The sequence below is a fragment of the Mesorhizobium sp. P2_A8 genome (genome assembly GCF_056404935.1).
Genome location: NZ_JBFUDB010000006.1, coordinates 338,886 through 354,931 on the forward strand (window position 1 = coordinate 338,886; position 16,046 = coordinate 354,931).

20 protein-coding genes are annotated in these 16,046 nt (G+C 63.0%); 13 read left to right on the plus strand and 7 right to left on the minus strand.

Annotation, left to right across the window (positions count from 1 at the left end):
• Positions 1–417 carry a SpoIIAA family protein gene (locus tag AC1D10_RS19740; protein WP_477274749.1) on the minus strand — a complete coding sequence of 139 codons (417 nt, stop codon included), beginning with the start codon at positions 415–417 and terminating at the stop codon, positions 1–3.
• A gap of 114 nt (positions 418–531) precedes the next feature.
• Here AC1D10_RS19740 and AC1D10_RS19745 point away from each other — a divergent pair, with 114 nt between their 5' ends.
• The 3 genes from AC1D10_RS19745 to AC1D10_RS19755 all read left to right on the plus strand — a co-directional run bounded on the left by AC1D10_RS19745 (position 532) and on the right by AC1D10_RS19755 (position 4,370).
• On the plus strand, positions 532–1,272 hold the full coding sequence (locus AC1D10_RS19745) for a pyridoxine 5'-phosphate synthase (RefSeq protein WP_477274751.1): 741 nt from the start codon (positions 532–534) through the stop codon (positions 1,270–1,272).
• Positions 1,273–1,375: 103 nt separating this feature from the next.
• Positions 1,376–3,295, plus strand: a complete 1,920-nt coding sequence (locus tag AC1D10_RS19750) for a potassium transporter Kup (RefSeq protein WP_477274753.1) — start codon at positions 1,376–1,378, stop codon at positions 3,293–3,295.
• Positions 3,296–3,329: 34 nt separating this feature from the next.
• Positions 3,330–4,370: an SDR family oxidoreductase gene (locus AC1D10_RS19755; RefSeq protein ID WP_477274755.1), complete on the plus strand. Its 1,041-nt coding sequence runs from the start codon at positions 3,330–3,332 to the stop codon at positions 4,368–4,370.
• Between the two features lie 43 nt (positions 4,371–4,413).
• Here AC1D10_RS19755 and AC1D10_RS19760 read toward each other — a convergent pair whose 3' ends face one another.
• A complete protein-coding gene (locus AC1D10_RS19760) occupies positions 4,414–5,304 on the minus strand; it encodes an SDR family oxidoreductase (RefSeq protein WP_477274757.1) in 891 nt (296 codons plus the stop codon).
• Between the two features lie 131 nt (positions 5,305–5,435).
• Between AC1D10_RS19760 and AC1D10_RS19765 the strand changes: the two genes are divergently transcribed.
• Positions 5,436–5,846, plus strand: coding sequence for a winged helix-turn-helix transcriptional regulator (locus AC1D10_RS19765; RefSeq protein WP_477274759.1), 411 nt, complete (start codon positions 5,436–5,438; stop codon positions 5,844–5,846).
• A gap of 132 nt (positions 5,847–5,978) precedes the next feature.
• Positions 5,979–7,163, plus strand: coding sequence for an FAD-dependent oxidoreductase (locus tag AC1D10_RS19770; protein ID WP_477274761.1), 1,185 nt, complete (start codon positions 5,979–5,981; stop codon positions 7,161–7,163).
• On the opposite strand, the gene AC1D10_RS19775 is transcribed toward AC1D10_RS19770, so the two are convergent.
• Positions 7,111–7,839, minus strand: coding sequence for a glutathione S-transferase family protein (locus AC1D10_RS19775; RefSeq protein WP_477274763.1), 729 nt, complete (start codon positions 7,837–7,839; stop codon positions 7,111–7,113). The genes AC1D10_RS19770 and AC1D10_RS19775 overlap by 53 nt on opposite strands.
• Positions 7,840–8,003: 164 nt before the next feature.
• Between AC1D10_RS19775 and AC1D10_RS19780 the strand changes: the two genes are divergently transcribed.
• The gene (locus AC1D10_RS19780; protein WP_477274765.1) at positions 8,004–8,462 is read left to right on the plus strand and encodes a MarR family winged helix-turn-helix transcriptional regulator; all 459 of its coding nucleotides are present in this window, start codon (positions 8,004–8,006) and stop codon (positions 8,460–8,462) included.
• 44 nt (positions 8,463–8,506) lie between these two features.
• On the opposite strand, the gene AC1D10_RS19785 is transcribed toward AC1D10_RS19780, so the two are convergent.
• Positions 8,507–8,941 carry an anthrone oxygenase family protein gene (locus tag AC1D10_RS19785; protein WP_477274767.1) on the minus strand — a complete coding sequence of 145 codons (435 nt, stop codon included), beginning with the start codon at positions 8,939–8,941 and terminating at the stop codon, positions 8,507–8,509.
• Positions 8,942–9,093: 152 nt separating this feature from the next.
• Between AC1D10_RS19785 and AC1D10_RS19790 the strand changes: the two genes are divergently transcribed.
• Positions 9,094–9,753 (plus strand): TetR/AcrR family transcriptional regulator, encoded by a 660-nt coding sequence (locus AC1D10_RS19790; protein WP_477274769.1) that lies wholly within the window; start codon positions 9,094–9,096, stop codon positions 9,751–9,753.
• Positions 9,754–9,771: 18 nt separating this feature from the next.
• Complete coding sequence (gene ilvC, locus AC1D10_RS19795) at positions 9,772–10,791, plus strand: ketol-acid reductoisomerase (protein ID WP_477274771.1); 1,020 nt, start codon at positions 9,772–9,774, stop codon at positions 10,789–10,791.
• Between the two features lie 205 nt (positions 10,792–10,996).
• Here the strand turns inward: ilvC and AC1D10_RS19800 are convergent, their stop codons facing one another.
• The gene (locus tag AC1D10_RS19800; RefSeq protein ID WP_477274773.1) at positions 10,997–11,416 is read right to left on the minus strand and encodes a cupin domain-containing protein; all 420 of its coding nucleotides are present in this window, start codon (positions 11,414–11,416) and stop codon (positions 10,997–10,999) included.
• Between the two features lie 57 nt (positions 11,417–11,473).
• On the opposite strand from AC1D10_RS19800, the gene AC1D10_RS19805 reads away from it, so the two are divergent.
• Positions 11,474–11,965 carry a MarR family winged helix-turn-helix transcriptional regulator gene (locus tag AC1D10_RS19805; RefSeq protein WP_477274775.1) on the plus strand — a complete coding sequence of 164 codons (492 nt, stop codon included), beginning with the start codon at positions 11,474–11,476 and terminating at the stop codon, positions 11,963–11,965.
• 117 nt (positions 11,966–12,082) lie between these two features.
• On the opposite strand, the gene AC1D10_RS19810 is transcribed toward AC1D10_RS19805, so the two are convergent.
• Complete coding sequence (locus AC1D10_RS19810) at positions 12,083–12,634, minus strand: BA14K family protein (protein WP_477274777.1); 552 nt, start codon at positions 12,632–12,634, stop codon at positions 12,083–12,085.
• A gap of 185 nt (positions 12,635–12,819) precedes the next feature.
• On the opposite strand from AC1D10_RS19810, the gene AC1D10_RS19815 reads away from it, so the two are divergent.
• Both AC1D10_RS19815 and AC1D10_RS19820 read left to right on the plus strand, forming a co-directional pair.
• Complete coding sequence (locus AC1D10_RS19815) at positions 12,820–13,932, plus strand: endonuclease/exonuclease/phosphatase family protein (protein WP_477274779.1); 1,113 nt, start codon at positions 12,820–12,822, stop codon at positions 13,930–13,932.
• Between the two features lie 6 nt (positions 13,933–13,938).
• Positions 13,939–14,655: an NUDIX hydrolase gene (locus AC1D10_RS19820; RefSeq protein WP_477274781.1), complete on the plus strand. Its 717-nt coding sequence runs from the start codon at positions 13,939–13,941 to the stop codon at positions 14,653–14,655.
• Between the two features lie 106 nt (positions 14,656–14,761).
• Here the strand turns inward: AC1D10_RS19820 and AC1D10_RS19825 are convergent, their stop codons facing one another.
• Positions 14,762–15,004, minus strand: a complete 243-nt coding sequence (locus AC1D10_RS19825; protein ID WP_379096214.1) for a hypothetical protein — start codon at positions 15,002–15,004, stop codon at positions 14,762–14,764.
• A 167-nt stretch (positions 15,005–15,171) separates the two neighbouring features.
• Between AC1D10_RS19825 and AC1D10_RS19830 the strand changes: the two genes are divergently transcribed.
• On the plus strand, positions 15,172–15,510 hold the full coding sequence (locus AC1D10_RS19830) for an ArsR/SmtB family transcription factor (protein ID WP_477274783.1): 339 nt from the start codon (positions 15,172–15,174) through the stop codon (positions 15,508–15,510).
• Between the two features lie 37 nt (positions 15,511–15,547).
• Entirely contained in the window at positions 15,548–16,033 is a 486-nt protein-coding gene (locus tag AC1D10_RS19835; RefSeq protein WP_477274785.1) for an SRPBCC family protein, read from the plus strand.
• Positions 16,034–16,046 lie beyond the last annotated feature (13 nt).

Sequence of the window (16,046 nt, forward strand, 5' to 3'; positions counted from 1 at the left end):
TTAGCCACGACCCTGTTGCTGCCCGGTCGGCTGGACGCCGAGCCATTGCCAGGCCGCGGCTTCGTCCTCGGTCTCGAAATGCTTGAATTCGATTGACGGCGAATCGCGCAGGGCGTGTCGCGCGTCCGCGGTCCAGTCCGGCTCGCCGATTGCCGCGCAACGGCCAACATGTTCCATCGCATGGGCGGTGCCCTGCTTCAGGGTTTCTTCCGCGATATTGGCCCAGTCTACGCCATCGTGGTCGACAAGGCGCACCAGAACATCGATGCGTGGGTGAAGGGCATAGGCTGCCTCCATCAAGCCGAAAAGGTTTTCGCCATCGGCCGCCGAGATGTGCCCGACAACATCGATGGCGAGCAGGTCGTCACGGCTGGTCTCGATACGACGGATCGCCGGCACGGAATCGAGAAAATTCATGGCGCTTCCTTTCACGGACATCGTTCATCAGGCTTGGAACACTCGAAACCCCCTGTCTGTTCCCGCCAAAGGCATTATAGGTGGCGCGTCGAACGATTTCCGAGGCCGCCCTCCATGCCTGCAAAGCTCTCCGTCAACCTCAATGCCATCGCCATGCTGCGCAACCGGCGTGACCTGCCGTGGCCCAGCGTGACCGGGCTCGGCCGAATTGCACTCGCAGCCGGGGCGCATGGGCTGACGGTGCATCCGCGCCCAGACGAGCGGCACACAAGACACTCCGATCTGCCTGAGATCAGGTCGCTGATCGACGATGAGTTCCCGCACGCGGAATTCAACATCGAGGGCTATCCGACTGAGGATTTCCTTGTGCTTGTGGAAAATCATCAGCCGGAGCAAGTGACGCTGGTGCCGGACGATCCGGCGCAGGCGACATCGGACCACGGCTGGAATTTTGCCGCCGATGCCGCGTTCCTGACACCGATCGTCAAGCGTCTGAAGAAGGGGGGCTTCCGTGTGTCGCTGTTTTCCGACGCGGATTCCGTAGGCGTGACGGCGGCGCGTGACACCGGCGCCGACCGCATAGAGCTCTATACGGGTCCGTACGGCAGCTATCATTCCGATCCCGCCAGAGCGGCCAAGGAGCTGGAAAGACTGGGAAAAACCGCCGATGCCGCGCTTGCCGCCGGCCTTCAGGTCAATGCCGGGCATGATCTGGTGATCAGCAATCTGCCGGCACTGGCAAGGCGCATTCCCGCCTTGGCGGAGGTCTCGATCGGACATGGGTTGACAGCCGACGCGTTGGAGTATGGCATGGCCGGCACGGTGGGGCGATTTCTCAAGGCCTGCGGGTGGTAGCGATGGCAGCCTCGCAGGGCAAGCATGGCAGCCATCACGCGACGGCACTTGATATTGCATTGCAGCAAGCGTAGAGCACCGCGCGCTTATCGGAGTGTCGCCCATGGCCCTTGCCAATGCTGGTAGTGAGGCAGAACCCGTCGAACAATCGAGCCATTCAGAAGTCGAACAGCACAGCACCAAGGTTCTGATGCTGGGCGCGCTCGGCGTTGTCTATGGGGATATCGGCACCAGCCCGATCTACGCCTTTCGCGAGGCGCTGGTGGCGTCGTCGGGCGGAAATGTCGCCCAGCGTGGCGATATTCTCGGCGTTCTGTCGCTGATCATCTGGTCGCTGACGATCATCGTCACCATCAAATACATCATGTTCGTGCTGCGCGCCGACAACCGCGGCGAGGGCGGCGTGCTGTCGCTGATGGCTTTGGCGCGCGGCAGTTTCCCGAAGCGCTCGGCGCTGATGCTTGCCATCGGCATCGTCGGCGCCTCGCTGTTTTTCGGTGACGCTGTCATCACGCCTGCGATTTCGGTGCTGTCGGCGGTCGAGGGCATGAATGTCGTCACCCCCACCTTCCAGCCTTATGTGGTGCCGCTAACTCTGGTCATCCTCGCCATGGTGTTCGCGGTGCAGCGCTTTGGCACGGGCGGGGTGGGATTGGTGTTCGGCCCGGTGACCGCAGTATGGTTCCTGGCCATTGGCCTTTCCGGTCTCAACCACATCATCGCCGACCCGGAAATCCTGTGGGCTGTGAGCCCGCACTACATCGTCGCCTTTCTGATCAATTCGCCCGACGTCGCTTTCGTCACCATCGGCGCGATCTTCCTCGCCGTCACCGGCGCCGAAGCGCTCTATGCCGATCTCGGCCATTTCGGCCGCAAGCCGATTGTGCTCGCCTGGCTGGCGATCGTGTTTCCCTGCCTGTTGCTCAATTATGCCGGACAGGGCGCATTCGTGCTGGCGCAAAATGGCGTGGTCGGTCACCCGTTCTTTGAGATGAACGAGGGCTGGACGCTGATCCCGATGGTCGTGCTGGCAACGGCTGCGACGGTGATCGCCAGCCAGGCGGTCATCTCCGGCGCCTTTTCGCTGACCAGGCAGGCAGTGCAGCTCAACATGCTGCCGCGCCTGGAAATCCTGCACACATCGGAAAAGCAGTCCGGCCAGATCTACATGCCGCGCGTCAACCTCTTGCTGGCGTTGGTGGTGATGATGCTGGTGGTCGGCTTCGGCGAGTCCAGCAAGCTGGCGTCGGCCTATGGTATTTCGGTGACCGGCAACATGCTGGTGACGACGGTGCTGCTCTATGTCGTCATGACGCGGATCTGGAAATGGCAGCTGTGGCTGGCAGTCTCGCTGACGGCGCTGTTTGCCTTTATCGACGTCGGTTTCTTTGCCTCCAACATCGTCAAGGTGTTCGAGGGCGGCTGGGCTTCGCTGGCCGTGGCCTTCACAATCGTGCTGGCAATGTGGACCTGGGTCCGGGGCAGCCGCTATCTGTTCGACAAGACCCGCCGCAACGAGATCCCGCTCGATTTTCTCGCCGGCAACCTGTTGAAGAAGAAGCCGCAGCTGGTATCCGGCACCGCCGTGTTCCTGACCAGCGATCCCTTGAGTGCGCCGACCGCGCTGATGCACAGTCTGAAGCACTACAAGGTGCTGCACGAGCAGAACGTCATCCTTTCGGTGGTGACGGCGCCGCAGCCGGTGGTGCCCGACAGCGACCGGGTCAAGATGGAGACGGTCAACGAGCTGTTCATGCGGGTGACGCTGACCTTCGGCTATATGGAGCAGCCCAACATCCCGCGCGCGCTGGCGATCTGCCGCAAACAGGGCTGGAAGTTCGACATCATGACGACCTCGTTCTTCCTGTCGCGGCGTTCGCTCAAGGCGTCGCCCAATTCCGGCATGCCGGTGTGGCAGGATCGGTTGTTCATCGGCCTGGCGCGCACGGCGGCCGACGCGACCGAGTATTTCCAGATCCCGACCGGACGCGTGGTCGAGATCGGTACGCAGGTAGCCATTTGACGGTCTCTTGCCGATGACTGGCTGAGGAGGCGCAATGAGCGGCGAATGGGTGCTTGTTACCGGCGGCTCCGGCTTCCTCGGCGCGCATTGTATTCTCGAACTGCTGAAGGCCGGCTACCGCGTGCGCACCACCGTGCGCTCGGCCAAGCGCGAGGCCGACGTGCTCGCCATGCTCAAGGCTGGCGGCGCCGAGCCTGGCGGCACGCTCTCCTTCGCCGTGGCAGATCTCATGGCCGATGCCGGCTGGCCGGATGCGGTGGCCGGTTGCAATTATGTGCTTCATGTCGCCTCGCCATTTCCGCCCGGCGAGCCGAAACATGAAGACGACCTGATCATCCCGGCCCGCGAGGGTGCGCTACGGGTGTTGCGGGCGGCGCGGGATGCGAGCGTGAAGCGCGTCGTGCTGACCTCGTCCTTCGCGGCGATCGGCTATGGCAAGCCGCCGCCCGGCGGCCAGCCTTTCACCGAGGAGAACTGGACCGATCCGGCGGGCAAGGTCAGCGCCTATGTGAAATCGAAGACCCTGGCCGAACGTGCTGCCTGGGATTTCATTGCCGCGGAGGGTGGCAAACTGGAACTCGCCGTCGTCAATCCGGTCGGCATCTTCGGACCGGTTCTCGGGCCCGACCACTCGACTTCCACCGAATTTGTCCAGCGTATGCTGAACGGTGCCATGCCGGGGCTGCCGCGCCTGTCTTTCGGCGTTGTCGACGTGCGCGACGTGGCGGATCTGCATGTGCGTGCCATGACCAATCCTGCCGCCAGGGGCAAGCGATTCCTGGCGGTTGCCGGCGATTTCATGACCGTGCGGGAGATCGCGCAGACTTTGAAAATGCGGCTGGGCGATGCCGGGGCGCGCGTCTCGACGCGGGAGCTTCCCGATTGGCTGGTGCGGATCGTGGGCCTGTTCAACCCGGAAGCCGCACAGCTGGTGCCGGAACTGGGCAAGGTCAAGAATGCAACCAAGGCGAGGGCCGTGCGCCTGCTCGGCTGGGCACCGCGGTCGCGGGAAGATGCGCTGGTGGCCACCGGCGAAAGCCTGATCCGGCTCGGGCTGCTCAAAAAAGCGAAGTAGCAGCGCCGAAAGCCGGGAGTCCGGCTCTCGGCACCACTGACCGTCAGCCCGCCAGGGCAGCCTTGTTGGTCTCGAGGAACTGCTTGAGCGACACCGACTTGCGGCCGGAGAGTTTTTCCACGGCGTCCGTCACCATGCCAAGACCGCCGCCCCGCGTGGTGGCGTCGAAGGACACCAGAAGTTTGGCGAAGGGCTCAGGCAGGCCGGCTGCCTTCATGCCCTTGGTCAGAGCGTCGTCGGAAAGCTGCACGACCTGGATGGGCTTGCCGGTGACTTCGGTGACGAGCGCCGCGACCTCCGCGGTCGTATAGGCTTTGGGGCCGGTCAGGGTGTAGGTCGTGCTCTCGTTGGTGCCGGAGGCGAGCCCCGCGGCGATCGCCGCGGCGAGATCGTCGCGCGTACCATAGGAAATGCCGCCGTCGCCTGCCGACGTATACCATTGGCCCGATGCCAGGACTTGCGGCAACGCCATGAACAGGTTCTCGTCATACCAGTTGTTGCGGAAGATCGTATAGGGAATGCCACTCGCCTTGATCGCCTGTTCTGTGTCGTAGTGGTCGGGGGCGAAATGGACCGGTGACCCTGGTTCGGGATTGGGCATCGAGGTGTAGAGCAGGTGGACGACGCCTGCTTGCGTGGCCGCGGCGACGGCTGCGATCTGCTGCTCACGGCGCTTTCCCTGCACCTCGAGTTCGTTTGTCGAGATGATGAGCGCCCGGCCGGCGCCCGCGAAGGCCTTGGCAAGCGATGCCGGATCGTTGAAGTCGGCGGCCCTGACGACAACGCCGCGCGCCGCCAGGTCGGCAAGGTTGTCCGGCGTGCGGGTGGTGGCAATGATCTGCGCCGCTGGGACCTTGAAGGTGTCCAGCAGGTGGTTGATGACGCCGCGGCCGAGCTGGCCGGAAGCGCCGGTGACGAGAAGAGTTTTGCTCATGGTAATCCTGGCAAGGGTCAGAGGAGAGGGCATAGGTGGTCTCAAAAAGAGACCAGCACTAAAATAGGAATTGACCACTAGCCGTAAAGAAGGCAGTTTTTCGGGAGGTAGGCACAGCCAGGGAACCAGCCGTGGACAGCGCGATCGTCAATCTGAAATCCAAGCTCGAGATCTATAAATCCATGAGCAATGGCGGCAACATTGCCGATTGCCCGGTCCGCGACGTGATTCAGGGTCTCAGCGGCAAATGGAGTTCGCTGTTGATGGGAGCCCTTGCCGAGCAGCCGTACCGCTTCAGCGAGCTGCGGCGGCTGGTGCCCGACATTTCGCAGCGCATGCTGACCCAGACGCTCTACGAACTGCAGCGCGACGGCTATGTGCATCGCGAAGTGTTCCCGACCAAGCCGCCGAGCGTCGAATACAGCCTGACCGACCTCGGACGGTCGATGTTCGGCGCCTTGCACCAGCTGATCCTGTGGGCCGAGCTCAACCATGATGCGGTGCGCGACGCGCGCGCCGGTTTTGATGCCGCCCAAGGGTGAGCAGGACAAAGACCGTGGCTGCGGCTTGATTTAGTCCCCCCGCTGAAGGATTGTCCCGGCCAGTTCGGCTTTGAGGGCTTTGGCATTTCCTACGATATCGCGATTGCCGGGGCCGGCCCGGCCGGGCTGGCCATGGCGCTCTATCTCAAGCGCGCCGGGCATAGGGTCACCGTGTTCGAGCGCTTCGAGGAGCCGAAGCCGGTCGGTTCCGGGCTGATCCTGCAGCCAACCGGGCTGACTGTATTGGCTGATCTTGGTCTGCTCGACGGCATGCTGTCGCTGGGCAGCCGCATCGACCGCCTGCATGGCGCCGATGCCAGCACCGGCCGCACCGTGCTCGACGTTCGCTATGATGCCCAGCGCGGCCATCGTTTCGGGCTGGCGGTGCACCGGGCGGCCTTGTTCGGCGTGCTCTTTCGCGCTGTGCAGCGCGAGTCGATCGCCATCGAGACAGGTGTCGAGATCTCGACTCTGGAGGCCGGCGAACGGGCAACGCTGATCTGCGGCAGCGGGCGAAGGGCAGGGCCGTTCGATCTGGTCGTGGACGCCAGCGGCTCACGCTCGAAACTGCGGCAGTGCACGGGCGATGCAAGCGCGCCACGCCCGCTCACCTATGGCGCGTTCTGGGCGTCGCTGCGCTGGCGCGGCGACGGTTTCGACGAGCACGCGCTGCTGCAACGCTACGACAAGGCCAGCGTGATGATCGGCGTGCTGCCGATCGGCCGGCCGGAGCCGGGCGCTGAACAGATGGCCGCCTTCTTCTGGAGCCTGAAGCCGGCCGATGTCGAGCGCGTGCGGGCGGTGGGCCTCGATGCCTGGAAGGAGAGGGTGGTTCGGCTGTGGCCCGAATGCGAGGCATTCACCAGCCAGATCGGGGATTTCGACCAGCTCTCGCTGGCACGTTATGGCCACCACACGATGAAGCTGCCAGCCGGCCGGCGGCTGGCCATCATCGGCGACGCGGCGCATTCGACCAGCCCGCAGCTCGGGCAAGGGGCCAACATGGCGCTGCTCGATGCGGCGGCGCTCAGCCATGCGCTTGGGCGGACGCGGAGTGTCGAGGCGGCACTTGAGACCTATGCCAAGGCGCGGCGCTGGCATGTGCGGGTCTTCCAGGCGCTGTCGCTGGCATTCACACCGTTCTACCAGTCGGATTCCGTGGCGCTGCCCTTCATCCGCGACAGGCTGGTGGCGACAGTGGCAAAAATCCCGCCGGCGCCGCAGTTCCTTGCCTCGATGGTGGCCGGCACGGTGATCGATCCGTTCAGGCGGATCGGACTGACCGAAGCGCTGTGGCCGGATCGTTTCGGTGGATGAAGCTGGAAAGGTAGGATCCCTTCGCTTCCAGGAAAGCGTGCAGGCGCTGCGGGTAGTCCGGGGCGACGGCTTGGCTGATCGATGGGCGTGCATTCAGCGCCCTGCGCCAGGCGCGGACAAGCGGCTTGTCGTCAAGGATGCCGAAATCGCCGATCCGGTCGAATGTGTCCAGGTAGCGGAAGATCGGGCCGTAAACGGCATCGACAAGCGAGAAGCGTTCGCCGGTGAACCAGGGTCCGTTCCGTTCGGTGTCCGCCAGCTCCGCCTCGAGACGATCGAACATCGCCGACAGTGCGCCGGATTCGGCGAGGAAGCCGGCCTCAGTCTGGGCCGAATAGAACCGGCCGATGGCATTGAGTGTGGCCGAGCCGAACTCGATCCAGGCGCGATGCCGGGCGCGGGCATATGGGTCGATGGGGTGGAGGGGATTGGCTTGTGTCTCCTCGAGGAATTCGAGGATGACAGCGGATTCGAAGATCACCGTTTCCTCGCCGTGTCGCTGCACGCGCAGCAGCGGCACCTTGCCGAGCGGCGAGATCGCCTTGAACCAGTCCGGCTTGTCGGCGAAGTCGATGTCGACGCGCTCGAACGGCACGCCCTTTTCGGCCAGTGATATCGCGGCGCGCTGCACATAGGGGCAGAGAGGATGGCTGACGAGAATGAGCTTGTCGGTCATCTCACTCTCCCCCGACAAAGTTCAACGGGCCGTCCTCGACGCGCGTCGCAGATTTCGTGTTTCATGGGATCCGTCTTTCGAAGTTAATGCAGTTGCATCCATATAGATGCATATGCATCGATCGTCAAGCTTGATGCAACTGCATCTATTGCCTATGCTGGACCATGATTGAGAAAGCCATGCCTTCGCCCGAAGCCATCAAGGCCTGGGCCCGCCTGATGCGCGTTTCGCGCCAGCTGATCGATAGTGCCGAAGAGACGTTGAAGGCCGGTGGCCTGCCGCCTCTCGCCTGGTATGACGTGCTGCATGAACTCGCCGAGGCCGGTGAGGGCGGGCTGCGGCCGTTCCAGTTGATCGAGCGCACCCTGTTTGCGCAATACAACATCTCGCGGCTGCTGGCGCGGCTTGAGGCTGACGGGCTGGTGGAGAAGCTGCCGGTGGCCGATGACGGCCGCGGCCAGACCATCCGCATCACGGCCAGGGGCCGCGAGACGCGCCGCGACATGTGGGCTGTCTACGGACGGTCGATCACCGAACTGGTCGGCGACAAACTCTCTGCGGAGGAACTGACCATGGTGTCGGCACTGCTTGGCCGGCTGCGCCATCCGCCCATTGCGGACTGATGCCATTTGTGCCGAGAGCACGGCCTGGCAAGATCCGGCCAATGTCAGCCCAGATGGCTTCCCCAGAGAAAGGCCAGCGTCGCCAGCACGCCAAGGGCTACGCGAACGAGGTGCAGATTGCCCCATTTGACGATCAGGGACCTGGCTTGTGGATTGCCGGCGCCCGCGTCCATCGCCTCCAGCACCCTGTTGGTCGGCAACATGGCGATCAGTGTCCACGGCCAGGGCAGGATGATCAGCACCGCGCCAACCAGAAAGGCGAAACCACCAGTCTGCCACCAGGCAACGAGACCGAGAACGCAGGCGACAATGGCAATCGACGCCTGCATGGCGGCGCCGCGCTTGTAGGAAGGCTGCCATTCCTGCAGCAGCGCCTCGTCGTCGAGACCGAGCCGCGCCGGTTGCTCGGCGACACTGACGTAAACCGCGGCACCGGAGAATGCGGCGGCAACCGTCAAGGCAAGCAATCCGATCAGCATCTGTTTCCCCGCGCAAGCCGTCCCACACCGACGCCGTGCAGTAGAAATAGGGCTTGCAAGGCTCAGAACAATGCGCCATAAAAGCGGAGAACCGTAACGTACGGTACGGCTTGCCGGAATGACCGGCCGACCTTGCCTGCCGAGAGAAGAGCGTGTTGCACATCGTGCCAGAGATCGACACCAGCGAAGCGCTGACGGAGCGGCAGAAAGCCGTGCTCGACGCAGCGTTGCGGCTGCTGGTCGAGGAGGGCGATCAGCTAACCATGACCGCCGTCGCGCGCCGGGCGAGCTGTTCCAAGGAGACGCTCTACAAATGGTTCGGCGACCGCGACGGGCTGCTGACGGCAACGGTGCAGTGGCAGGCATCCAAGGTGCGGGTGGCGCAGGTCGATGGCAAGGGGCTCGATCTTGCCTCGCTGACCATAAGCCTCGAACGCTTCGCCTCGGACTGGCTGAAGGTGATTTCCAGCGACACTTCGATCGCGCTCAACCGCGTCGCGGTCGGCCATGCCGGTTCGGGCAAGGATGACCTTGGCGCCGTGGTGCTGGAGAACGGCCGCTTCGCCCTGGCCAAGCGGCTGAAGCCGGTGCTTGAGGCCGGCTTGCACGCCGGACTGCTCGATTTTTCGGACGCCGAAACGGCGTTCCGCACCTTTTTCGGGCTAGTCGCCCGCGACGTGCAGATTCGTCTGCTGCTTGGCGACCGGCTGGAATTGACTGATGCGGTGATCGGCGGCGATGCCGCGCGGGCGACGCAGCAGTTTCTCGCTCTTTTCGGAGCAACAACCGGCCGCAAGGCCTCTGATTCATAAAACGGGAAGGAAGACAAAATGCGTGTCTATTACGATCGCGATGCCGATCTCAACCTGATCAAGGGCAAGAAGGTCGCCATCATCGGCTATGGCAGCCAGGGCAGGGCGCATGCGCTCAACCTCAAGGATTCCGGCGTCAAGGACCTCGCCATCGGCCTCAAGGCCGGCTCGGCGACCGCCAAGAAGGTCGAGGCCGATGGGCTCAAGGTGATGAGCGTGGCGGACGCCGCCAAATGGGCCGACCTGATGATGATGGCGACGCCTGACGAACTGCAGGCCGACATCTACAAAAACGAGATCGCGCCGAACATCCGCGACGGTGCTGCAATCGCCTTCGCGCACGGCCTCAACGTGCATTTCGGCCTCATCGAGCCGAAGGCGTCGGTCGATGTCGTCATGATCGCGCCGAAGGGCCCCGGCCATACGGTGCGCGGCGAATACCAGAAGGGCGGCGGCGTGCCGTGCCTGGTCGCCGTCAACCAGGATGCGTCGGGCAATGCGCTCGACCTGGCGCTGTCCTACGCCTGCGGCGTCGGCGGCGGCCGTTCGGGCATCATCGAGACCAATTTCCGCGAGGAATGCGAGACCGACCTGTTCGGCGAGCAGGTCGTGCTGTGCGGCGGTCTGGTCGAACTGATCCGGGCTGGCTTCGAGACGCTGGTGGAAGCCGGTTACGCGCCTGAGATGGCCTATTTCGAGTGCCTGCACGAGGTCAAGCTGATCGTCGACCTGATCTATGAGGGCGGCATCGCCAACATGAACTACTCGATCTCGAACACCGCCGAATGGGGCGAATATGTCTCCGGCCCGCGCATCATCACCGCCGAGACCAAGGCCGAGATGAAGCGCGTTCTGAAAGACATCCAGACGGGCAAGTTCACCTCGGAGTGGATGCAGGAGTACCGCGCCGGCATGTCGCGCTTCAAGGGCATCCGCCGCAACAATGACAGCCACCAGATCGAGGAAGTCGGCGCCAAGCTGCGCGCGATGATGCCGTGGATTTCCAAGAACAAGCTGGTCGACAAGGCCAAGAACTGAACGAAAATCCACGTTCTTGCCTTTTGCGCGTCCTCGGGCTTCGCCCCGCGGGCGCGCAAAGGAATCTCCAGGAACAAGCTGGTCGACGAGGCCAAGAACTGGGGTCCGGACTCAGTCGTACTTCAATCTGGCTCACTGCGAGTTGGTGCAGTGAGCTTGTCGTGGCGATTCACCAGCACTGCTTGGGGCCGCCTCGGATAGAGACCTACGCGGGCACGAGCCCGTGGCGCAGCATGACCTCATTCGCTTTGGCCAGGTCCGGCCTGCCGGGGACATTGACCACCTCGGCAATCTCCTCGAAGTAGCGGCGCCCGATGGACCCCGGCGTCAGCACGGCCAAGGTCCGCGACACCCCGTCGTGCAGGTTCTCATGGTGGTGGACACTTCCGCGCGGAATGAAGATGGCATCGCCGGCACCGAGTTCCTGCTTTCGGCCATCAACGGTGATCGTCAAAATGCCCTCCAGCCCATACAGCGTTTCGTCCGCCTCCTGATGGTAGTGGGGCGCCGGTACGCGGGCGCGGGACGGGACAACGAATTCAAACACGGTTGCACCCTTGTCGGTGACCAGGAAGCGCAATTCCAGCTCACCGATCGTCAAGACGCTCTGAGTACCCGCTTCCATAGACATTCTCCTTGTTGTAAAGTGGTTTTACAGAATTTGTAAAAGGACTTTACAACGATGTCAACAGCCAGTCAGACGGCAGAGTTGCCGGAGCCCGACGGAGAGCTGCGCCCACCCTTCTTCGGGGCTCTCCTGCGCATCACCTGGCAGCACGTTCGCAACCAGATGCACGAGGCCATTCGTGACGCTGGCTTCACCGACTTTCAGGACGCTCACTTCGCGGTGTTCTCCTATCCCCTTCCGGATGGCGTAAGGCCGTCGGAACTGGCTCGCCAGAAACGCATGTCGAGGCAGGCGATCAACTACCTCCTCATCCAGCTCGAGGAGCTCGGCTATATCGAGCGGCGTGCTCCCGAGGGCAGCGACCGGCGCCTCATCTACGTGAGCGCGCGCGGGCGGCAGCTTGTCGAGACGATTTTCACCTGCCTGCGGCGATTGCATGCGGAATGGGCGGAGGAGATTGGTGAGGAGCGATTCAACAACTTCCTTGACGTGTTGAAGCAGCTGTCAGCGAGGGCGCAGCAGGATCACTCCAAAGATCCAGGCTAGGAGTCAGCCGAACGATCGCGGCGGCGTACTGACGACACTGTGCTCGCGGTTCCCGTGGACAAAAACGGCGCCGCGATGAGCGGCGCCGCATGGGTATTCGTTGATCAGCGCTGCTCATCAATAGGGCGAGTAGCACTGCTGACGCGGGCCGTTGTAGGGCTGGAACGTGTTGTCCCAGGCGCGATACGACCGGTACCTGTCATAGCACCACTGGACATGGGCGCTCGAAACCCGCTGCGTCCTGTAGGTGCGATAGTAGCGGCGCGGCGGCGCGTCGTAGTAATTGTAGTTGTTGTACATGCTGCCAATGCCAAGCCCAAGGCCGAGCCCCAGAAGGGCAGCCGCGCCATCATCGTAATAACGGCCGCCACGATAGTGATGGCGACCATGGCGCCAACGCCAGTTGTCTCCATCGTTCCAGTTTCCGCCGCCACCGTTCCAGTGTCCGTGGCCTCCGTTCCAGTTTCCGGACCGGCGCCATCTCCAGTTTCCGCCGTTGTTATTGCCGCCCGCCCAGCCGTCGCGGACCGCGGTCGGCGCTGCCGTGCTTGCGGGAATCGACAGGTCCGGCTGCATGATCGGGCCGGCGGTGGACGGCGCCGTGACGCCCGAGAGGATACCGAGCGCTATCAGCCCGGATTTGACCGTGGAAGAAAAGAGCGAGTTCATTGCACTCTCCAAGAGACACAGGCCCCACGCCTACTCCAGGGGCCTACTGTGGATGTTTGCATCTGAACGGCGGATGAACGGAAAGGTTCCGTCAACCATGGCGCGAGCGGCATCAGGACCCATCGGTCTCCGCTGGTGGTCCCACGACCTTGTTTTCTGCCGCGCTTGCGGGCAAAGGTCATGGCATGTCGCTGCGCCTCGCCACCTTCAATGTCGAGAACCTGATGAACAGGTTCGATTTTTCCGGCTATCGCAACCAGCTCAACGAGGATCGCACGCTGGCGCTGTTCGATATCCAGAGCGAAGCGGAATACAAGATGCTGGAGCAGGCCCGTGCCATCGCCCAGTCCGACGACACGCGCCAGCTGACGGCGCTGGCGATCGCCGCCACCCGCGCCGACATCATCTGCATGCAGGAGGTCGACAATATCGAAGCGCTGAAGGCCTTCGAATACGGCTATCTGTTCAAGATGGTGGGGCAGGGCTACCGGCAGAAATACACCACATCGGGCAATGATTCGCGCGGCATCGACGTCGCCGTGATGATGCGCAACGAAACCGCGCAGGGCCAGCCGATCGAATTCGTGCGCATGACCAGCCATGCCTACGTCACCTATGAACAGTTCGGGCTGCAGACGCCCGAACTGGCGGCGCTCGGCAACCAGGCCAATGAGCGCATCTTCCGGCGCGACTGCCTGGAAGTCGACATCACCGTGGGCGGCGTGCCGCTGACGCTTTATCTCGTGCACTTCAAGTCGATGGGCCCGCCGCGCAACGGGCTCGACGGGCGCGAAGCGACGATGCCGGTGCGCATCGCCGAGGCTCAAGCCGTGCGGCGGATCATCGAGGAGCGCTTCGGCAAGAACCACGCCGCCGACAAGCGCTGGGCGATCTGTGGTGACATGAATGATTACCGGCAGCGCGTGAAGATCGCCGGCGACGGGATCGACGGCTACCGCTTCGAAGTGGTCAACGAGAACCAGTCCTGCATCAACGTGCTGACAGAAGGCGGCTTCTGCGAAAACGTCGTCGAGCGGCGGCCGGAGATGAACCGCTGGAGTTTTTACCACACGCGTGGACCGGAAGAGCGGCATCTGTGCCAGCTCGACTACATCCTGTTGTCGAAGGGCCTCGCCGCCAGCAACGCGACGGCTGTTCCCGACATCATCCGCAACGGCCAGCCCTGGCGCACGATTTTTCCGCCCGGCCAGGAGGTCGACCGGTTTCCGCGCGCCGGCTGGGACCGGCCGAAGGCATCCGACCACTGCCCGGTGGCGATCACCCTGGACATGACCTGATACGCTATGAGTTTCGACCTGCCGCGCAATGTCATCCTGCCGGTCGATGCTATCGACGTTCGGCTCGATCCCGGTCCGCACCCCTTCGCGGTGGATAATGCGGAGGCGATCGCCGAGAACTGGCAGCGGGAGATAGCAGCCAAGCCGGCGCTGTTCGACGGCACGGTGGTGCTGCTGTCGCAACTCGCGTACCGTGACAGCCGTCTGGTCGGCCGCTGCCATGCGGTCAACTATTCCACCTTCATGCTCTGGCGTAAGCGGCGCGAGAATTCGGGCGCCGAGCATGCCTATGCCCATGCCATACTGGTGGCCGGCGACAATGCGCTGGTGGCGATCCGCATGGGTTCGCACACGGTCAATGCCGGGCGCGTCTATTTCGCTGCCGGCTCGTTCGAGCCCATTGATTTTCGCGACGGCCAGGTCGACGTCGATTTCAACATGATCCGCGAGGTGCGCGAGGAGACCGGTATAGATCTGTCGGACGCGCCACGCGGCAAGCGCTACCACGTCCTGTCGACGGCCAGTGGTACGGTGATGTTTCGGCGTTTTCACGAGACGGCGCCGGCCGACGAGATTGCCCGTCGGATCTCAGCGTTCGTTGCCACCGAGACCGACCCGGAGATCGAGGGGCCGGTCATCATCCGCCACGCCACGGACCTTCCGGACGGGCTGGCGTCGCACATGAAGCCGCTGGTCGAATGGCATTTTGCCGGGGTGCTTTAGAGCAATTCCAGGAAAAGGTTTACCGGGAAGGCGGGCAGCGCTTTCCCTGGGGAATTGCGTCAAAACAAAGAGATAGCGCGGTTCTGCGTTTCCGTGAAACGATGAACTAGCGGCGCGTCTTGTTCTGCGCCGCCTTGCGATCGTTGCTGGCGGCGACGAAGAACAAGATAAAGCCGAGACCCAGCAGGCCGCCCATCGCCATTCCCATGGTCTGGCCGACGACCGACTGGAAGTCGGCGGTGACGCGATCGGGATTGGCCATGCCGTAGCTGGCGAGATACCACCAGATGCCTGCAAGGACGGCCTCGATGATCACCATCGCCAGGATCAGTCGTGTCTTCTTGCTCATGCGTTATTCCCCCCGACCAGAGATATCTTGCCTTAGGGCCTGAGGATCGCCGAGTCGATCGAATCCGCATCGAAATGATGCCGATTTGGGTGTGAAGGCGGCCGGCAACGCAGCGCGCTCGGCCTTTTCTTGCATGCCGCCAATTCGTGTGTTAGATACTGAACCACATGGTTCAATATGCTCGAACCCGCTTGGATGCCTCGTTCGCCGCGCTCTCGGACGCCACCCGACGCGGCGTTCTGGAGCAGCTCGGACGTGCAGACGCTTCGATCACGGAGCTTGCCGAGAAGTTCCACATGACCCTTACGGGCATGAAGAAGCATGTCGGCGTCTTGGAGCAGGCGGGGCTCGTCACGACGGAGAAGGTCGGGCGCGTGCGGACCTGCAAGCTCGGCTTACGCGAACTGGAGGAAGAGGCGGCTTGGATCGAGAAGTACCGCCAGCTGTGGGACGCACGCTTCAACGAGTTGGACAAGATTGTCGAGGAACTGAAACGGAAGGAGTAAGCCGATGGACGAAAGAAGACATAGTGAGCCCACCCCCATGAACAACCGCACGACGATCGAACGGCAGTCCGAACGTGAGCTCGTCATTACGCGTACGTTCAATGGCCCGGCGCGCATCGTGTACGAGGCGTGGACCAAGCCCGAGCTGTTCATGCGGTGGTGGGCACCGAAATCGATGGGCGTTCCTCTGCTTTCCTGCGAGATGGATGTTCGTGTCGGAGGCGGGTACCGCGTTGCGTTTGGCCACGATGCCTCGAGCGCTATGGCATTCTTCGGCAAGTACATCGACGTGATACCTAACTCTCGCCTCGTCTGGACGAATGAGGAAAGTGAGGACGCCGCCGTGACCACGGTGACCTTCGAGGAAAAAGACGGCAAGACGCTGCTGGTGCTGCACGAACTCTATCCCTCGAAGGAAGCGCTCGACGAGGCCATCGCCGGGATGGAGGATGGGATGCCCGAGCAGTTCGAACAGCTGGACGAGCTTCTCGTCACCCTGGGCACGAACTTGGGAGGGTCATGAAGCCGTCGATCTC

Coding starts and splice junctions, on each gene's coding strand:
- AC1D10_RS19740 (WP_477274749.1), bottom strand. CDS start 417: ATGAATTTTCTCGATTCCGTGCCGGCGATCCGTCGTATCGAGACCAGC.
- AC1D10_RS19745 (WP_477274751.1), top strand. CDS start 532: ATGCCTGCAAAGCTCTCCGTCAACCTCAATGCCATCGCCATGCTGCGC.
- AC1D10_RS19750 (WP_477274753.1), top strand. CDS start 1,376: ATGGCCCTTGCCAATGCTGGTAGTGAGGCAGAACCCGTCGAACAATCG.
- AC1D10_RS19755 (WP_477274755.1), top strand. CDS start 3,330: ATGAGCGGCGAATGGGTGCTTGTTACCGGCGGCTCCGGCTTCCTCGGC.
- AC1D10_RS19760 (WP_477274757.1), bottom strand. CDS start 5,304: ATGAGCAAAACTCTTCTCGTCACCGGCGCTTCCGGCCAGCTCGGCCGC.
- AC1D10_RS19770 (WP_477274761.1), top strand. CDS start 5,979: ATGGCGCTCTATCTCAAGCGCGCCGGGCATAGGGTCACCGTGTTCGAG.
- AC1D10_RS19775 (WP_477274763.1), bottom strand. CDS start 7,839: ATGACCGACAAGCTCATTCTCGTCAGCCATCCTCTCTGCCCCTATGTG.
- AC1D10_RS19780 (WP_477274765.1), top strand. CDS start 8,004: ATGATTGAGAAAGCCATGCCTTCGCCCGAAGCCATCAAGGCCTGGGCC.
- AC1D10_RS19785 (WP_477274767.1), bottom strand. CDS start 8,941: ATGCTGATCGGATTGCTTGCCTTGACGGTTGCCGCCGCATTCTCCGGT.
- ilvC (WP_477274771.1), top strand. CDS start 9,772: ATGCGTGTCTATTACGATCGCGATGCCGATCTCAACCTGATCAAGGGC.
- AC1D10_RS19800 (WP_477274773.1), bottom strand. CDS start 11,416: ATGGAAGCGGGTACTCAGAGCGTCTTGACGATCGGTGAGCTGGAATTG.
- AC1D10_RS19805 (WP_477274775.1), top strand. CDS start 11,474: ATGTCAACAGCCAGTCAGACGGCAGAGTTGCCGGAGCCCGACGGAGAG.
- AC1D10_RS19810 (WP_477274777.1), bottom strand. CDS start 12,634: ATGAACTCGCTCTTTTCTTCCACGGTCAAATCCGGGCTGATAGCGCTC.
- AC1D10_RS19815 (WP_477274779.1), top strand. CDS start 12,820: ATGTCGCTGCGCCTCGCCACCTTCAATGTCGAGAACCTGATGAACAGG.
- AC1D10_RS19820 (WP_477274781.1), top strand. CDS start 13,939: ATGAGTTTCGACCTGCCGCGCAATGTCATCCTGCCGGTCGATGCTATC.
- AC1D10_RS19825 (WP_379096214.1), bottom strand. CDS start 15,004: ATGAGCAAGAAGACACGACTGATCCTGGCGATGGTGATCATCGAGGCC.
- AC1D10_RS19830 (WP_477274783.1), top strand. CDS start 15,172: ATGGTTCAATATGCTCGAACCCGCTTGGATGCCTCGTTCGCCGCGCTC.
- AC1D10_RS19835 (WP_477274785.1), top strand. CDS start 15,548: ATGAACAACCGCACGACGATCGAACGGCAGTCCGAACGTGAGCTCGTC.